Source organism: Enterococcus sp. HMSC078F03, from assembly GCF_001811595.1.
Classification (GTDB): Bacteria; Bacillota; Bacilli; order Lactobacillales; family Enterococcaceae; genus Enterococcus; species Enterococcus faecalis.
This window is the reverse complement of the sequence record NZ_KV805544.1, coordinates 1-17242: the sequence shown is the minus strand read 5'-3', so window position 1 is coordinate 17242 and position 17242 is coordinate 1. Positions and strand designations below refer to the sequence as shown.

18 protein-coding genes are annotated in these 17242 nt (G+C 36.3%); 13 read left to right on the top strand and 5 right to left on the bottom strand.

The features are described from left to right. Nucleotides 1-67: 67 nt before the first annotated feature. Entirely contained in the window at nucleotides 68-412 is a 345-nt protein-coding gene (locus HMPREF2810_RS03625) for a YtxH domain-containing protein (RefSeq protein WP_002355526.1), read from the bottom strand. Further along, nucleotides 413-838, bottom strand: coding sequence for an HIT family protein (locus HMPREF2810_RS03620; protein WP_002355527.1), 426 nt, complete (start codon nucleotides 836-838; stop codon nucleotides 413-415). A gap of 213 nt (nucleotides 839-1051) precedes the next feature. Here HMPREF2810_RS03620 and HMPREF2810_RS03615 point away from each other — a divergent pair, with 213 nt between their 5' ends. The 4 genes from HMPREF2810_RS03615 to trmB all read left to right on the top strand — a co-directional run bounded on the left by HMPREF2810_RS03615 (nucleotide 1052) and on the right by trmB (nucleotide 4627). Beyond that, nucleotides 1052-1789 (top strand): ABC transporter ATP-binding protein, encoded by a 738-nt coding sequence (locus tag HMPREF2810_RS03615; RefSeq protein ID WP_002363160.1) that lies wholly within the window; start codon nucleotides 1052-1054, stop codon nucleotides 1787-1789. A gap of 1 nt (nucleotide 1790) precedes the next feature. Then, nucleotides 1791-3002: an ABC transporter permease gene (locus HMPREF2810_RS03610; RefSeq protein ID WP_002370786.1), complete on the top strand. Its 1212-nt coding sequence runs from the start codon at nucleotides 1791-1793 to the stop codon at nucleotides 3000-3002. A gap of 128 nt (nucleotides 3003-3130) precedes the next feature. Beyond that, the gene (locus tag HMPREF2810_RS03605) at nucleotides 3131-3910 is read left to right on the top strand and encodes a phosphotransferase family protein (RefSeq protein WP_002355531.1); all 780 of its coding nucleotides are present in this window, start codon (nucleotides 3131-3133) and stop codon (nucleotides 3908-3910) included. Between the two features lie 72 nt (nucleotides 3911-3982). After that, a complete protein-coding gene (gene trmB / locus HMPREF2810_RS03600) occupies nucleotides 3983-4627 on the top strand; it encodes a tRNA (guanosine(46)-N7)-methyltransferase TrmB (RefSeq protein WP_002403515.1) in 645 nt (214 codons plus the stop codon). 59 nt (nucleotides 4628-4686) lie between these two features. On the opposite strand, the gene HMPREF2810_RS03595 is transcribed toward trmB, so the two are convergent. Further along, entirely contained in the window at nucleotides 4687-5433 is a 747-nt protein-coding gene (locus HMPREF2810_RS03595; RefSeq protein WP_002363162.1) for a MurR/RpiR family transcriptional regulator, read from the bottom strand. 177 nt (nucleotides 5434-5610) lie between these two features. Between HMPREF2810_RS03595 and pfkB the strand changes: the two genes are divergently transcribed. The 5 genes from pfkB to bph all read left to right on the top strand — a co-directional run bounded on the left by pfkB (nucleotide 5611) and on the right by bph (nucleotide 10144). Further along, nucleotides 5611-6537, top strand: a complete 927-nt coding sequence (gene pfkB / locus HMPREF2810_RS03590; protein ID WP_002355534.1) for a 1-phosphofructokinase — start codon at nucleotides 5611-5613, stop codon at nucleotides 6535-6537. A 4-nt stretch (nucleotides 6538-6541) separates the two neighbouring features. Continuing rightward, entirely contained in the window at nucleotides 6542-7960 is a 1419-nt protein-coding gene (locus HMPREF2810_RS03585; protein ID WP_002403514.1) for a PTS fructose transporter subunit IIC, read from the top strand. A 26-nt stretch (nucleotides 7961-7986) separates the two neighbouring features. Beyond that, nucleotides 7987-8448: a PTS sugar transporter subunit IIA gene (locus HMPREF2810_RS03580; protein ID WP_002358680.1), complete on the top strand. Its 462-nt coding sequence runs from the start codon at nucleotides 7987-7989 to the stop codon at nucleotides 8446-8448. Then, on the top strand, nucleotides 8445-9422 hold the full coding sequence (gene lacD, locus HMPREF2810_RS03575) for a tagatose-bisphosphate aldolase (protein ID WP_002358681.1): 978 nt from the start codon (nucleotides 8445-8447) through the stop codon (nucleotides 9420-9422). The genes HMPREF2810_RS03580 and lacD overlap by 4 nt, the downstream gene beginning before the upstream one ends. 188 nt (nucleotides 9423-9610) lie before the next feature. After that, entirely contained in the window at nucleotides 9611-10144 is a 534-nt protein-coding gene (bph, locus tag HMPREF2810_RS03570; protein ID WP_002355538.1) for a biofilm phosphatase Bph, read from the top strand. Nucleotides 10145-10231: 87 nt separating this feature from the next. Here bph and HMPREF2810_RS03565 read toward each other — a convergent pair whose 3' ends face one another. Next, nucleotides 10232-10663 (bottom strand): GNAT family N-acetyltransferase, encoded by a 432-nt coding sequence (locus HMPREF2810_RS03565; protein ID WP_002384912.1) that lies wholly within the window; start codon nucleotides 10661-10663, stop codon nucleotides 10232-10234. A 75-nt stretch (nucleotides 10664-10738) separates the two neighbouring features. Here HMPREF2810_RS03565 and HMPREF2810_RS03560 point away from each other — a divergent pair, with 75 nt between their 5' ends. The 4 genes from HMPREF2810_RS03560 (at nucleotide 10739) to HMPREF2810_RS03545 (ending at nucleotide 16238) form a co-directional block, all read left to right on the top strand. Further along, nucleotides 10739-11953, top strand: a complete 1215-nt coding sequence (locus HMPREF2810_RS03560) for an AI-2E family transporter (RefSeq protein WP_002384914.1) — start codon at nucleotides 10739-10741, stop codon at nucleotides 11951-11953. A gap of 174 nt (nucleotides 11954-12127) precedes the next feature. Further along, the gene (locus HMPREF2810_RS03555) at nucleotides 12128-13507 is read left to right on the top strand and encodes a hemolysin family protein (RefSeq protein ID WP_002363168.1); all 1380 of its coding nucleotides are present in this window, start codon (nucleotides 12128-12130) and stop codon (nucleotides 13505-13507) included. A gap of 173 nt (nucleotides 13508-13680) precedes the next feature. Then, nucleotides 13681-15255: a peptide chain release factor 3 gene (locus HMPREF2810_RS03550; RefSeq protein WP_002355543.1), complete on the top strand. Its 1575-nt coding sequence runs from the start codon at nucleotides 13681-13683 to the stop codon at nucleotides 15253-15255. Between the two features lie 74 nt (nucleotides 15256-15329). Further along, entirely contained in the window at nucleotides 15330-16238 is a 909-nt protein-coding gene (locus HMPREF2810_RS03545) for a tyrosine-type recombinase/integrase (RefSeq protein WP_002384915.1), read from the top strand. A gap of 108 nt (nucleotides 16239-16346) precedes the next feature. Here HMPREF2810_RS03545 and HMPREF2810_RS03540 read toward each other — a convergent pair whose 3' ends face one another. Beyond that, nucleotides 16347-17087, bottom strand: a complete 741-nt coding sequence (locus HMPREF2810_RS03540) for a hypothetical protein (RefSeq protein ID WP_002388530.1) — start codon at nucleotides 17085-17087, stop codon at nucleotides 16347-16349. Nucleotides 17088-17242: the final 155 nt, after the last annotated feature.

The following is a 17242-nucleotide window of genomic DNA, read 5'->3' as shown; positions in this document are numbered from 1 at the left end:
TATTTTTCTAACTTAATTTTACAATTCGCGTTTTTAATAACAAAAGAAATAATTAACATAAAAGACTTTACTTTTGCTTGTTGGTTTGTGTGTCAGGTAATTCAGCCGTGATTTTAGCAATTTGTTCTTTAATTTGAGCAATCCGAGGTTCCGCTTGGAATTTGAAATCAGTGATTTCTTGTTGCAGGTCTTTTGAAAATTCAGTTGCCAGTGGAACGTTTTCTTCGACAACTGCCAAATTTCGTTGCACCTGATCCCAGTCATTCGTGACTTGATTTTTCAGTGAACGATAGTCCTCTAGCTCATTGATTAAATGTTGGCGTGTTTCTTTCCCGCTTCTTGGAGCAGCCAACAAGCCGCCAATGGTACCAGCAGCTGCACCAAAAAAGAGACCTTTAATAAATTTTTTCATTTAGTTCACCTGCTTTGCAATGGTCTCAGCAATTTCTTGCATCGCTTCGGCGGAATAGTCCTCTTGATGGTTGCCAAAATGAATAGAGAAATCATCTTCTTTTGAATAACGGGGAATCAAATGAACGTGGGAATGGAAAACGGATTGATAAGCCACTTCCTTATTGTTATTTAAAATGTTTAATCCTTCCATTTCTGGAAAAGCTTTTTCTAATGCTCGTGCTACTTTAGGAATACGAGCAAAGACGTCGCTTGCTAAAACGTCATTATATTCAAAAATATCAGCAACGTGTTGTTTTGGAATCATTAAGGTATGCCCTTTGGTCACTTGTGTAATGTCTAAAAACGCGTAGACTTTCTCGTCTTCATAGACTTTATAACTTGGGATTTCGCCGTTGATAATTTTACAAAAAATACAATCATTCATGAAAAATTCCTCTTTTCTCTAGGTTCTTTCCTTTACTTTACCACAAGTTGATTTCTCTGTGGATGAAAAAGTACGTGAGTTCGCTAAAAAGTTCGTTTCATTTCGTGTATAATAAGAGAAAGAAAAAAATCCATTTAATTAAGGGAGTAATTTTTGAATTCTTGGTTCGCTTAGGGTTTAATAATGGTAGAGAAAAGGTTGGAGGCAAAAGAAATGAGCTTAACAATTGAACATTTAACAGGAGGTTACGGCCATATTCCTGTCTTAAAAGATATTAATTTTGACGTCAAGTCTGGTGAAATGGTTGGTTTAATTGGCTTGAATGGTGCGGGGAAAAGTACCACCATCAAAAATATTATTGGGTTACTTACGCCGCAAAAAGGCAAAATTATGATTGACGGGGAAACATTGCAACAAGCACCTGAAGAATATCGTAAAAAAATCGGGTATATTCCGGAAACACCTTCTTTATATGAAGAATTAACATTGAAAGAGCATATCGAAGTAACGGCCTTGGCTTATGATATTCCATTAGAAGAAGCGTTCAAACGAGCAGAACCATTACTAAAAACGTTCCGTTTAGACAATAAATTGGAATGGTTTCCTGCTAATTTTTCAAAAGGCATGAAACAAAAAGTTATGGTACTTTGTGCATTCTTAATTGAACCGAGTTTATATATTATTGATGAACCTTTTCTAGGCTTAGATCCTTTAGCAATTCATGCTTTATTAGAATTAATGGATACGATGCGTAAGCAAGGGGCAGCGATTTTAATGTCCACGCATATTTTAGCAACAGCTGAAAAATATTGTGATCGTTTTGTGGTGCTACACGAAGGGAAATTACGGGCAAACGGTACAATGGCTGAATTACGTGCAGAATTTAATTTACCAGAGTCTTCTTTAGATGATATTTATCTTGCCTTGACGAAGGAAGAAAAGGTGGGGTAACATGGGCGAATTTTTTAGTCAACGTTTGTCACGGCATTTCAAAAAAATGTCCAAGTACTTGCGCTATATTTTAAATGATCATTTTGTTTTAGTCTGTATGTTTTTATTAGGCGGATTAGGTCTGTACTATTCCCAGTTGTTAAAAGAATTACCTCGTGATTTTGTTTGGGGCAGACCGTTAATTCTATTGGGCTGGCTGCTACTCATTCAAGTTGGTAAGTTGGCTACTCTGACAGAAGAGCCCGACAAGGTTTTTTTATTACCAAAAGAAAAACAATTCGCTGCTTATCTGAAACGAGCGCTGCGCTACTCTTTACTTTTACCGATTGTGGTCAGCTTTCTAGGAAGTGGCCTATTGATGCCGTTGATTGTAGTCACAACAGGTTGGTCGTTTCAAACCTTCTTTTTATTTTTGGTCATGCTAGTTTGTATGATTTATACACATCTTAGTTTACAAAGCTATGGGCTCTATCATCTTTCGTCAACCACTTACCGTAGTTGGTGGTTTGTTTGGTTGATCAGTAGTCTCTTGATTATGACGGGAGCTATTTACTGGACGCCTTGGGTTGGTGTGATTGGTGGCATCATTCTGGCCGTTTGTTTATCGAGTATTTGGCAAAATAAGATGAAAAAGAGTTTCTTGGATTGGGAAAAAATGATCCAAAAAGAACAAAACAGAATGCATAGAATTTATAAATTCATTCAGCTGTTTACAGATATTCCTGAAGTGAGTAGTACAGTGAAACGCCGTAAATACTTAGATCCTCTCCTCGGAGTAGTCAAAAAAACATCTGAGAACACGTATGCTTACTTATTCATTCGGAGCTTTTTACGAGGTAGCGAATATAGCGGCTTATTGTTTCGTTTGATTTTGGTTGGTGGCGTGCTACTCTTCTTTTTACAAGAATTCTGGATTGCGTTGGTAGTTGCTTTATTGTTTGTCTATTTAATCGGGTTCCAGTTGATTCCCATGTACACGCAATTTGATTATATGGTGATGACACAGTTATATCCAATTTCAATAGAAAAAAAACAAGCAGCGATTCGCCGGTTAATTAGCGGCGCATTATCTGTTGCGGCCATTATTTTTGGTGGGATTGTCTGCCTTCGTTTAGGCAGTTTGCAAAATAGCTTGATCATTCTGGGTGCCTTAATTGTAGAAGTTGTGATTTTCACTAAAATGTATGTTCCAATGCGCTTGAATAAGTTATAAAGATGAGAAAACCCAGCAAAATTTACAAAAGAACCACATAGAAGCTTGACGAAGCAAGGTTTGGCGACTAAAATGGTAATTGCTGTAAAAATTGCAATAAAATTGTGTTGAGATAGGAGATAATTTCCATGGAATTTCAGTTGGATAAAGACTGGCGTCTGCAGCCGATAAAGGGCGCAACTGGTCAAACATACATGGGAATAAAAGAAACAGAGAAAGTGTTCATTAAACGAAACACTTCTCCACTTCTTGCAGCATTGTCTAAAGAAGGGTTAGCCCCGAAGATGATTTGGACAAAGCGGACAGCGAATGGCGACGTACTAACAGCCCAAGAATGGCTGGAAGGACGTTTATTACATGCGGACGAAATTGGCAAACGCAATGACGTGATTGACGTGTTATACCAATTGCATCATTCCAATTTGCTGAAAGACATGTTGAAAAAAATTGGTGGCGAAGTTTGTACCCCGCTAACAATGTTGAAAGAGTATAAGCGTCAACTACCTAAAGAATTAAAACGAAACAGTTATTTAAAAGAAGTAATCACTTATTTATATAATCATTTACCAGAATATCCAGAAACTAGTTATGTAGCTGTTCACGGCGATGTGAATCATCGGAATTGGTTAGTCTCGAATAATTATCTCTATTTAGTAGATTGGGATTCTGTGATGGTCGCGGACCCAGCGGTAGATTTAGGAATGATTTTGAGTCATTATGTCCCTCGTTCCGGTTGGAATCAATGGTTACTATCTTATGGTTTAATCCCGAATGAAAGTACGGTTCAACGAATTTATTGGTATGGTTTATTTAGCTTTTTACAAGAGATTGTTCGTCATCACCAAGAGGGCGAAAGAAGAGCAATGACTGCAGAAATTTTACAATTAAAACGAATGTTTAGTAGTTAAACTAATTCATTTAACATCCACACAGGCTGGCGAATTTCACCAGTCTGTTTTTAAAAGAAAGGAATTTTAAATATGCGTGTAAGAAATAGACCCGGAGCAACAGAATATATGGCAAAATATCCACAATATGTGGTAGAAGGCCCTGAAAAATGGCAAGGGAAATGGCAAGAACGTTTTGGCAATAATCATCCCATCCACATTGAAATTGGTTCAGGTAAAGGTCGTTTTATTTATGAAATGGCTAAAACACATCCTGAAATTAATTATATTGGTATCGATATGCAATTAAGTATTTTATCGATTGCATTAGATAAGCTAGTGGCCGAGCCGTTACCTAATCTACAGTTATTGCGAGTAGACGGCGAAGCATTAACAGAATATTTTGCTGAAAATGAAGTAGATTTAATCTATTTAAATTTTTCAGATCCTTGGCCAAAGAAAAAACATGAAAAACGTCGTTTAACGTATAAAAACTTTTTAGCGACAGATGAAATTATTTTAAAACCAAATGGAGAAATTCATTTTAAAACGGATAATCAAGGGCTCTTCGAATACTCATTAAGTAGCTTTTCTAAATATGGCATGATTATTGAACGTGTATGGCTAGATTTGCATAATAGCGAGTTTGAAGGCAACATTATGACAGAATACGAAGAAAAATTTTCTAGTCGTGGTCAACGAATTTATCGAGTAGAAGCACGTTTTGTTGCAAAATAAAAACAAGCATTCCTTTATTTTAAGTGAAGGAATGCTTGTTTTTTATTATTTAAGAAAGCCTAAGTTGTCGTTCTTAGAGCATAGGCATCCAATAAAATTCTTGCCAGAATGGATAGTGGTAACCGTGAACGCACTTCATAATCGGGGAAAAAGGAGCCTTCTGATTTGAAGCCCACGAACGGAATTTCAATATATTTCATTAAACTAGAGTGTTTGCTTGCAGTTAAAAGGATAGTCCCAATTTCTGAGTCGTAACAGTTTTTACCAGCGACAACTAATTCTTGAGTTTCTCCGTTTAAAGAAACAAAAAGAGCCACATCTTTTTTTGATAACTTTTTACTAATATTTTTAATAATTTCTGGGTCCGTATGCAGTTCACAGTATTTGCCAGCCAATTGAAACTTAACCATCATTTCCTGAGCAATTAATTCTGAAAAACCTCTAGCAAAGATAATAATCCGTCGAGAAGCCTTGATTTTTTGGATCGCATCTTCGATATTACCAATTTCAATCATGTTAATCGTGCGAGTTACTTCTTCTTCATTCTTTAAAATGGCCGTCCGAATTCCTCGGTCTACTTTTTCTAATGCTGAAAAATTTATATTTTGGTTTTCTTTATCTTTCAAGTGATGCTTGAAGGATGTGAAACCTTCATAGCCTTTCTTTTTCATGGTTCTTACAATCGTCGCAGTTGATACGTTGGCTCGTTCGCTTAATTTTACAATGGAATAATCAGGGATTTCTAAAATATGTGTTTCGATAAAATGCCAGAGATATTGCTCCGACTCACTCAATTTTTGTTCCATAATGGCCAGCCCTTCTTTCTTTCACTAAAAAACATTTATAAGCCTATTTTTAATGAAAAAAAATAAAAAAGCTAGAGAAATTATGAAATTGTAAATGTTTTCTATATTTTTGCGAAAGAATGAAAACCTTTACATGGTATTTTGAGACATAATAAAGAGGAGAAAGGAGGAACTACAGTGACTATTTATACATGTACATTAAATTTAGCCATTGATTTATTTATCGAAACAGAAGAGCTAGTTCCTTTTGTCGTGAATCGCACGAAGGAAGATGATATTCAAGCAAACGGGAAAGGAGTCAATGTTTCCCTAATTTTAAAGATGTTAGGGATTGATAATACCGCTTTGGGAGTCAAAGCTGGTTTCACTGGGAACTATGTCGAGGATTATTTAAAAGAAAAAGAGATAACCACTGATTTTATCGAAGTCGCTGGCACAACGAGAATCAATGTGTTTACAAAAGTTACCCAAGATCAAAAGGAATACAAATTAGTCAATAAGGGACCAAAATTATCTGAAGAACATGTACAACGTTTTTTGAAAAAAATTTCAGAGTTACGTAAAGGGGATTATTTGTGCGTATCAGGAAGTTTACCACAAGGGGTTTCGCCAAGTATTTTGATTGAAATTAGCCGAATTTGTTTTGAAAAGCAGGTGTTCTTAATTTTAGACAGTAGTTATGAAGAAATTTTAGATTGTTTGCCTTATCAACCATTTTTATTGAAACCAAATGAAGAAGAACTTCAAGAGTGGTTTCATACAGAAGTGCAGACTAAGGACGATTACATTTTTTACGGACAAGAATTACTGAAGCGGGGAGCCAAAAATATTTTACTTTCTTTAGGTAGTGAAGGGGCTTTATTTATGAATAATGAAAAGGTTCTTTCAGGCAATTCACCAACTGGAATGGTTGTGAATACAGCTTGTTCAGGGGATGCAATGTTAGGTACCTTTTTAGCTGGCTGGCATCAAGGACTTTCATTGGAAAAAAATTTAAAAAGAAGTATTGCAGCAGGTAGTTCAACAGCATTTCGCAAAGGATTGACAGATTTTTCAGATGTTCAGGAGTTAGAGCAACAAATAAAGATTCAAGAGGAGGAATAAACAGATGGCTACGTATCAATTAATAGCTGCTACAGGTTGTCCGACGGGAATAGCGCACACGTATATGGCACAGGAGGCATTGGAACAAGCTGCGAAACGTAAAGGTATTACGATTAAGGTTGAAACACATGGTCAGATTGGTATAGAAAACGAGTTAACACCTGCAGAAATCCAAGGAGCGGAGGCAATCATTATTGCCGCCGACAAAGACGTTCAAGCAGAACGTTTTGCTGGGAAACGAATTATTGATGTCCCTGTCAGCGTTGGCATTAAAGAAGCAGATCGCTTAATTGAAGAAGCGCTCGCAGGAAAAGGATCGATTGCGGCCGAAAACCAAGCAGTGGACGAACTTGAACAGGAGACACAAATTTCTTCAGGAAATGTTGGACATAGTATTTATAAAAACTTAATGAATGGCGTTTCTCACATGTTGCCGTTTGTAGTAGCAGGCGGCATTTTAATTGCTCTTTCTTTTGCTATTTGGGGTATTTATTCATTTGATCCAGAAAGTAGTCAGTATAATGCTACCGCTGCTATGTTAAAAAGTATTGGTGATGCCTCAATGGGAATGATGGTGCCAATCTTATCTGCGTATATCGCAGAGGGGATTGCGAAACGACCTGGTTTGGTTGTGGGCTTTGTCGGTGGTTTGATTGCTAACACTGGTGGTACTGGCTTTTTAGGAGGGATATTATCTGGTTTCCTTGCTGGGTATTTCATTCTTTTATTACAAAGAGTATTTAAAGGTTTGCCTAAATCATTAGATGGTTTAAAAGCAATTTTCCTTTATCCAGTCATTGGCGTTGCAGTTATTGGTATCACTATGTCTTTACTAGCAGATCCGATGAAAGCTGTTAACGAAGGAATGATGAGCTTTTTAGCTAGTTTCCAAAATTCCAGTCCGTTGGTTTTAGGAATTATTGTGGGTTGTATGTGTGCCTTTGATATGGGAGGTCCAGTTAATAAAGCGGCCTATGTTACTGGAACGGCACTCTTAGCTCAAGGAAATACTTCTTTTATGGCAGGAGTTTCTGCTGCCTGCATAGCGCCACCTTTAATTACAGGCTTTGCTACATTATTCTTTGGAAAATACTTTGACACAAATGAACGCAATGCGGGCCTAGTGAACTTTATTTTAGGCTCCACACATATTACAGAAGGCGCTATTCCGTTTGCGGCAAAAGACCCATTGAAGGTTTTACCAATTATGATGCTCGGATCTTCAATTGCGGCAGTCTTAACGTATATGTTTGGGGTACAAGTGCCAGCACCTCATGGAGGATTTCTTGTTTTACCAGTTGTTACTCACGCTGTTCAATGGGTTCTGGCAATTTTAGCTGGTTCATTGGTAGGTGGTTTATTGCTAGGTTTTGTACAAAAAAGTAGAATCGCCAAACAAGAGCAATCGTTATCAAAAAAATGAAATAACAGGAATTAGGAGTGGATGGAATGGCTTTTATTAAAGAAAATCATATTTTTTTAAATCAACAGTTACAAACGCAAGAGGATGTTTTTCACTTTTTAGCAAAAAAATCAACAGAATTGGAAGTTGCTCAGGACGCACAGGAAGTTTTCGATAAACTGAACGAGCGAGAACAAGAAGGAACAACGGGGATGATGAATGGATTTGCGATACCTCATGCAAAAGCAGCAACGATTCAACAAGCGGCCATTATCATCGTTACCTTGGACCAAGGTGTTGAGTGGCAGAGCCTTGACAACCAATTAACGGAGTTTGTGATTGCGCTGTTTATTCCAGATGCCGAAGCTGGCACGACACATTTGAAATTACTCTCTTCCGTTGCGCGCCTCCTATTAAGAGAAGAAGTTACTTCTGGACTGAAACAAGCAAGTTCGCCAGCTGAAATTGCTACGTTACTAAATAATCAATTAGGAGAGGGAACAGAATGAAAAAAATTAGTGAACAAAAACGTAAACATTTAGAAAATCTGGTAGATGATCAAGGGATTATTGGAGCACTAGCCATTGATCAACGTGGGGCCTTAAAACGCATGATGGGAAAATACAAAGAGGTGACTGCGCAAGAAATCAGTGACTTTAAAGTATTAGTATCTCGTTGCTTAACACCAGAGACTTCAGCAATTTTGTTGGATCCAGAATATGGCCTAGCTGCTGCTGAAAATCGAGCACAGACTTCAGGTTTGTTACTTGCGTATGAAAAAACGGGCTACGATGCTTCGACACCAGGACGGTTACCCGATAGTCTTGATGTTTGGTCGGTTAAGCGTTTAAAAGAAGCGGGCGCAGACGCGTGTAAATTTTTACTTTATTACGATGTTGACGAAAGTGAAGCAATCAATGAACGAAAGAAAGCTTATATAGAACGGATTGGTTCAGAGTGTTTAGCCGAAGAAATTCCATTCTTTTTAGAAATTGTCTCTTATGATGCAAACAATTCGGATAGTGCTTCAAAAGAATACGCTAAAGTAAAACCGCACAAAGTAATTGAAGCGATGAAAGAATTTTCAAAGGATCGCTATAATGTTGATGTTTTAAAAGTAGAAGTCCCTGTGAATATGAATTTTGTAGAAGGTTTTGGCACTGAAAGTCTTTATAGCCAAGATGAAGCGCAGGCTTTTTTCAACATGCAAAGTGAAGCAACACAACTTCCATTTATTTTCTTGAGTGCAGGGGTTAGTGCTACGATGTTTCAGGAAACATTGAAATTTGCAAAAAAAGCAGGTTCCTCGTTTAATGGAGTCTTATGTGGTCGCGCAACTTGGGCAGACGGCGTGCTTCCATTTGTTCAACAAGGTTCAGAAGCAGCCGTTGCGTGGCTTGAAACAACTGGTAAAACAAATGTTGACGAATTAAATCAGGTTTTAAGAGAGAGCGCAGTATCAGTCTTTGAAAAAATACAGTAATTAAGCTGAAAATATTTACTGAATTTGAACTAATTGGTCATCTGAATTAAATTTTTTCAGAAATCGTCTTCTTTAAGTGAACTCAATGTACGCAAACTCAAAAGATATGATATAATTATTTCGATATCGATGTATGAACACCCAAAAAGTAACATTGCTTTACTTTATTTGGGGAAAGTTGGGGTATTATGGGAATTCCTAAAGAAGGCGAGTTTGTAACCATTCAGAGTTATAAACATGACGGACATTTACATCGAACGTGGCGTGATACGATGGTACTAAAAACGAGCGAGTATTCTTTAATTGGTGTGAACGATCACACGTTAGTAACGGAATCCGACGGACGTCGTTGGGTGACTCGTGAACCAGCCATTGTTTATTTTCACAAGAAATATTGGTTCAATATAATAGCAATGATTAGAGAAAAGGGGGTTTCGTATTACTGCAATCTGGCTTCGCCATATGTTTTAGATGACGAAGCGTTGAAGTATATTGATTATGATTTAGATATCAAGGTTTTTCCAGATGGTGAAAAACGTTTACTAGACGTTGATGAATATGAATTTCATAGCAAACTAATGGATTATCCAGAAGATATTGACTTCATTTTAAAAGAAAATGTCAAGACTTTAGTGGATTGGATTAATAACGAAAAAGGCCCCTTCTCGCCCGAATATGTAGATATCTGGTATCAACGTTATCAACAGCTATCAAAAAAATAGCCGATGTAAACAGCCCACAAAAGGAGCTTGGAGCATTAGCCAAAATGGCTAATGCTCCAAGCTCTAAATTTTCCGATTTAATTGGTGTTATAGTTCTTTATTCATTTCGTAGTGTTCAATGCCAGCATCCATAAAAGGTGCTCCTGTTTTTTGATAACCTAAACGTTCATAGAAGCCTACAGCGGTGACTTGTGCTCCTAGAGTAATCTTGTGGTAGCCTTGTTCTTTGGCAAAATTTTCCGCCGCTTCCATAATCATTCGTCCATAGTCGGCGCCACGGTAAGCTTTTTCAACGGCCATTCGTTGTAATTTCATAACGCCATTTTCTAGTGGAAGCAAGCGACAAGTTGCGACAGCTACATGATCCGTGTACAAAACAAAGTGAATACAATGTGCTTCATATTCATCGATTTCCATCTCTTCTGGTACCCCTTGTTCCGCTACGAATACGCGTTGACGAAGCCGGACAGCATCTAAATAAAGATCACTCATGGTATCTTTTGTTTGAGCTACATGCATAGAAAAACCCCCAAGTTCAGAATCTGTTTCTATTTTATTATACCACGAAAAAGTTCTAGCAATGAAGTATTCTCAATGACTGAGGGGGGAAGGTGTGATAAAATAAAACAGCAACAATTGAACAAAAATAAAGGAGGAGCCGCTGTGATTAATCGATTTAAAGAATCGAAATTATTTTTCTGGTCAGTTGAATTACTTGTCGTAGCCATGCTATTATTTATTGCTTCGAAAATTAATTTCTTATTTGCACCGATTGGGACATTCTTTTCAACGTTGTTTGCCCCAGTCTTAGTAGCAGGCTTTTTGTATTATTTACTAAATCCTGTGGTCAATCTACTAATGAAGACGAAAATGAAACGAATTTATGCCGTCTTACTGGTATTTTTATTACTAATCATCGCATTAGTTCTGATCTTATTAACAATTATCCCTAAGTTGGCAGATCAGCTAGCTAGTTTAGCATCAAGTATGCCAGATTTCTTTAAACAAGTGGAGACCTGGATTTATGAGATTGCGGAGTTACCTATTTTTAAACAAATTGATTTAACAAGCTATATTGAAAAAATGGATATTTCTTATGCCAATATTATCCAACAATTTTTAAGTAGTTTATCAAGTAGCTTAGGTTCAATCGTATCAACGGTGGCGTCAACCACCATTGTTTTGGTCACTGCGCCATTTATTTTATTTTATATGTTAAAAGATGGAGACAAGCTAGTACCAGCGATTCAACGTTTTTTACCTGAAAAAAGAAAAGATGATATCGTGGATCTTTTAGGACAATTGAACCAAACCTTATCCAGTTATATTAGTGGACAAGCGATTGAATGTTTATTTGTCGGTACATTTACGATTATTGGGTATTCATTGCTTGGCGTTCGTTATGCCTTTTTATTTGGTGTCATTGCCGGCTTTACGAATTTGATTCCCTATCTAGGACCTTATCTAGGATTAGCGCCTGCTGTCTTAGTGACCATCTTTAATGAACCCGTCAAAGCAGCCTTATGTTGTTTAGTGGTGCTAGTGGTTCAACAATTGGACGGAAATATTATTTATCCAAACGTTATCGGAAAATCTCTAAAAATCCATCCATTAACGATTATTTTAATTTTATTGGTAGCAGGAAATTTAGCAGGTTTGCTAGGTATTTTCCTCGGTGTCCCATTTTACGCAATCTGCCGGACCATTATCTACTATGTTATTGATATGGTCAAAGCGGGTCGTAGTGAAAAAGTTACCAATGCTGTTCTTTTAGGGAATGAAACAAATACGAAAGAAAATAACGGTTAATGATTGAATCCGCTAATCTTTCGTGCTATGATTTTATGGATTAGGATAGAAAATAACCTGTCATAATACTGATTGTGTCTGTTTCTAAGCCTAACCATAAAAAGAGGAAGAACGTTAAAAGAGTACGAAAGTACAGCCTCGGAATTATCAACAATTAAGGAGAGAGAGAACATTATGAATAATGCTGACCCTGAGAGTCAGTCGCTAATTGCGCAACTTCTATTATTAGTCGTGTTGACGTTTATCAATGCCTTTTTGGCAGCGGCGGAAATTGCAGTCGTATCTGTTAACAAGAATCGTGTGGAACAAAAAGCGGAAGACGGCGACGCAAAAGCTCAAAAATTGCTTAAGGTATTGCAAGACCCCAATAACTTTTTATCCACAATCCAAGTAGGGATTACTTTGGTTAATATCCTATCTGGTGCTTCATTAGCAGAGACTTTATCTAGTCGTTTGGCCCCTGTATTAGGTGGCGGCGCCGCAGCTAAGAGTCTTGCCAGTATCATTATCTTAGCATTGTTAACGTACGTTTCTATTGTATTTGGTGAATTATACCCTAAACGAATTGCTATGAATAAATCAGAAGAAGTCGCTCAATTGACTTCTGGTGCAGTCCGCTTTTTAGGAGTTATCGCGCGTCCCTTCGTTTGGTTGCTATCGGCTTCGACCGATTTATTATCCAAAATCACACCAATGACTTTCGATGATGCCGATTCGAAGATGACACGAGATGAAATGCGCTACATGCTTGAAACAGAAGGTGTTTTGGAAAACGAAGAACTAGAAATGCTACAAGGTGTCTTTTCATTAGATACAAAAGTGGCACGAGAAGTAATGGTTCCTCGGACAGACGCATTCATGGTTGACATCCAAGATGATGTCCAAGAAAACATCAATTTAATTTTAGGAGAAAATTATTCTCGGATTCCTGTTTATAGTGAAGACAAAGATAAAATTGTTGGTATTTTACATACCAAAACGTTACTAAAAGCTGCACGTAATTTAGGCTTTGAAAACATTGAATTAGGCGCGATTATCCAAGAACCATTATTTGTCCCAGAAACCATTTTTATTGATGATTTACTTTATGAGTTAAAACGAACACAAAACCAAATGGCGATTTTACTAGATGAATATGGCGGTGTTGTCGGTTTAGCAACACTGGAAGATTTACTAGAAGAAATCGTTGGTGAAATTGACGATGAAACAGATGAAGTAGAAAATTTATATACACAAGTGGCTGACAATGAATATTTGGTTCAAGGACGCATGTTAATTGACGAATTTAATGAAGTATTTGAAACAGATTTACACATGAGCGATGTTGATACAATGGCAGGTTACTTAATTACAGCATTAGGAACCATTCCTGATGAAGGGGAAAAACCTTCTTTTGAAGTGGGCAATATTAAGTTAACTGCTGAAGAAATGGAAGGCACACGTTTGCTAGTCTTACGCGTTCATTTCTACGATGAAGAAACTGTCGATGAAGAACCAGAAGAAAATCGTCGTTTTTTCCGTAAAGAAATGGAAGATGACGAACCAAGACGTTAAAAATAACCTGTGACATCAGTCGTTTTGACTAATGTCACAGGTTTTCCTTTTAAAAAACAGCCAACAGCAGCTCTTTATTCTCAAGGCTTGACATGATATACTAGCAAAGGTTAATCAAAAATTATGCTGAAGAAAATAAATAAATAAACATCACAAGTGATAAGGAGATTTTTATGACGATCAATCAAAAAGAAGCAGTCGATAGTCGCCGTACGTTTGCGATTATTTCCCATCCGGATGCTGGGAAAACAACGATTACTGAACAATTATTATTATTTGGAGGCGCCATCCGCCAAGCTGGAACAGTCAAAGGGAAAAAAACAGGGAACTTTGCCAAATCTGACTGGATGGAAATTGAAAAACAACGGGGAATTTCGGTAACGAGTTCTGTGATGCAATTTGACTATCAAGACAAACGGATTAATATCTTGGACACCCCAGGGCATGAGGATTTCTCAGAGGATACGTATCGGACCTTAATGGCCGTGGATAGTGCTGTGATGGTTATTGACAGTGCCAAAGGGATTGAAGCACAAACGAAAAAACTTTTCCAAGTTGTTAAAAAACGTGGTATTCCAATTTTTACTTTTATTAACAAATTGGACCGTGACGGACGGGAACCATTGGAACTTTTAGAAGAATTGGAAGAACTATTGGATATTGAATCTTATCCAATGAACTGGCCAATTGGTATGGGAAAAGGCCTAGAAGGTCTATACGATATTTATAATGAACGTGTGGAATTATATCGTCCAGAAAATAATGGCGGGGAGCGTTTTATTCCTTTAAAAGATGGCGATATCCCAAGCGATTTACCATTGCACAATAACAGCGTTTATCAACAAGTGTTGGAAGATGTTGAGTTATTGGTAGAAGCAGGCGATGAATTTAGCGAGGAAAAAATCGCTCGTGGTGATCAAACGCCAGTCTTCTTCGGTTCTGCTTTGACAAACTTTGGGGTTCAAACATTTTTAGAAACCTTCTTACAATTTGCGCCTGCGCCACATGCGCATAAAACAGAAGAGGGTGGCGAAGTAAGTCCTTATGAAAAAGAATTTTCAGGCTTTGTCTTTAAAATTCAAGCGAATATGAACCCAGCCCATCGTGATCGAATTGCCTTTGTTCGAATTTGTTCAGGTGTTTTTGAAAGAGGCATGGACGTGACCTTAGGTAGAACAGGCAAAAAAGTCAAATTAAGTAACGTGACGCAATTTATGGCGGATGCCCGCGAAAACGTCACAGAAGCTGTTGCAGGCGATATTATCGGCGTGTATGACACAGGAAATTACCAAATTGGCGATACTTTGTATGAAGGGAAAATGAATGTTCAATACGAAGAGTTGCCGTCATTTACCCCTGAATTATTCATGAAAGTGACTGCCAAAAACGTAATGAAACAAAAATCTTTCCATAAAGGAATTTACCAACTGGTTCAAGAAGGAGCCATTCAATTATACAAAACATATTTAACAGAAGAATATATCATTGGCGCCGTAGGTCAATTGCAGTTTGAAGTTTTCCAATATCGAATGTCCAATGAATACAATGCTGAAGTGGTAATGACGCCAATGGGTTCTAAAATTGCCCGCTGGATTAATCCAGAAGATTTAGATGAACGCATGAGCTCTAGCCGAAACATTTTGGCACGGGACCGTTTCGACCAACCATTGTTCTTATTTGAAAACCAATTTGCGGAACGCTGGTTTGCGGATAAATATCCAGATGTTGAACTGAAAAGTTTGATGTAAAATTAATTTGTAATCAATCGGTAGCTGAATCTTTAGAAGATTGAAGCTCGCATTTTAATGGAAAATCCATTAAAATGTGTTGGTTTGCAAGAAGTCCTTTTTTATCAAAATTTGATAAGAAGGGACTTTTTTTCATGAACTGGGAGGATATTATTTTAGAATTTTGTATGGATATTACAGTGAGAGGTTTTTCAAAAATAACAATCAAAAATTATAAATCAAAATTGAGAAACACAGCAAATTTTTTCAAATCAATAAATGTTGAACCGTCGCAGATTGAAAAGAAACAGATAAAAAGCTGGATAATAGATATGCAAGAAAAAGAAATGCAAGCATCGACAATCAATGTAAGTGTTAGCAGATTAAAGAAGTTATTTGACTATATGTTAATTGAAAAATATATTGACTATAATCCGTTTGTTGATATTGAAAGATTAAAAGAACAAAGAAAAGTAATCTATCCTTTGAATGATTATGAAATTAAACAAATGCTGACAGTTGCTAAAAAACACCCATACAAACATATAGCACAAAGAAATGTTGTGATATTGATGTTGATGATTGAATGTGGGTTAAGGATTAGCGAAGTTTGCGAGATACGAGATGAAGACATTATGAATAATCAAATCATTATTAGAAAATCAAAAAATAATAAGGATAGAGCCGTCGCTGTCAGTCCGATTCTCAAAAAAGAAATAATAAAATATCAACGAATTAAGAAAAGAAAATTTGGGCTGTTAGAAGGAAATCCTTTTATTGTCAGTAATCTAGGTAAAAAATTGAATGAAAAAAGTATTTGGCAGATTATGCAAGAAATAAAGAAGCAAATTGATATAAGAGATTGTGTCCGTTTTTCAGGTCATACGTTAAGACATACTTATGCAAGTATGCAATTACGGAACGGATTAGATATTTATACGTTAAGTAGCGAAGATTTTATAGAGAAGTCTATTAAAACGAGTACTTTGATGAATTTGAGGTGATTAAGTTATTTAACGTTTCTTTAAAGTACAAAATTATTTAATAAACCCAGTTAGGATTTCCTAACGGGGTTTAATGAATTTTAAACCTTTGTGTCTATAATATTAGAGTTAGTGATTATAAATTTTTGAACGAGATTTGTACTCTGCGGATTTAAGATAATTTTCATTCATTTTAGTTTGTGCTATAGGGGTGAAACATTCTCCATAACTTTCTAAAATAGGTAAGTAGTCAGATGTAGCCGCACATATAATTCTATTTGAATCATTGCTTTTTAATTCCCCCATTTTAAGTCTGACTTCTTTAATAGCTAACTTTTTAAATACTTTTTCAAAGAATAAGAAATTAGTTGTTCCAGTTACCATAGACTTATACGCTATACAATCTGGTTTTGCATGATTTATTTTGGTTATCAAGATATTATCTTCACTAGATAATGGAATATTATTGTCGCATTTTTCTAAAATATCCTCAAAACCGAATTGTATTCCATCAATAATAATTAGAGGTTCTTCATTTTCTAATGTTGGAAAAGTGCTTGTCAAATCATCATAAGCCCAGAATGTAACTATATTTTTACTAGAACCATGTTTTAAAATTTCTTTACGGGAAGTATCTGGTGTGTCCGACCAATAAGATAATTTTTGATTTGGAAATAATTGCGAATATCTATTTGATGAGTTACTATCTCTTAGATTGCCATGAAACAGCTCGCTGGCAGTTTTTTCATAAAAATTTTGATTGAATTCAACGCATCTAAAGAAATCGAATTCTTTAGTTATCAGTATAGGCAGTGCGCTATGTTTCAAAACTTTAGATAGATGAGAGTGATTGGAATATAATTTGCTCAATGGTCTATTACTCCTTAAACTTAATATTTTATAAATACTTATGCTATAACAATAATATAACAAATGTTTAGAAGAGAGAATATGAATTGATAATTATAGTTTAGAATTTTTAATTTCTGTAAAGAGAGTGTAAAATATTTTGTGTAAATGAAAAA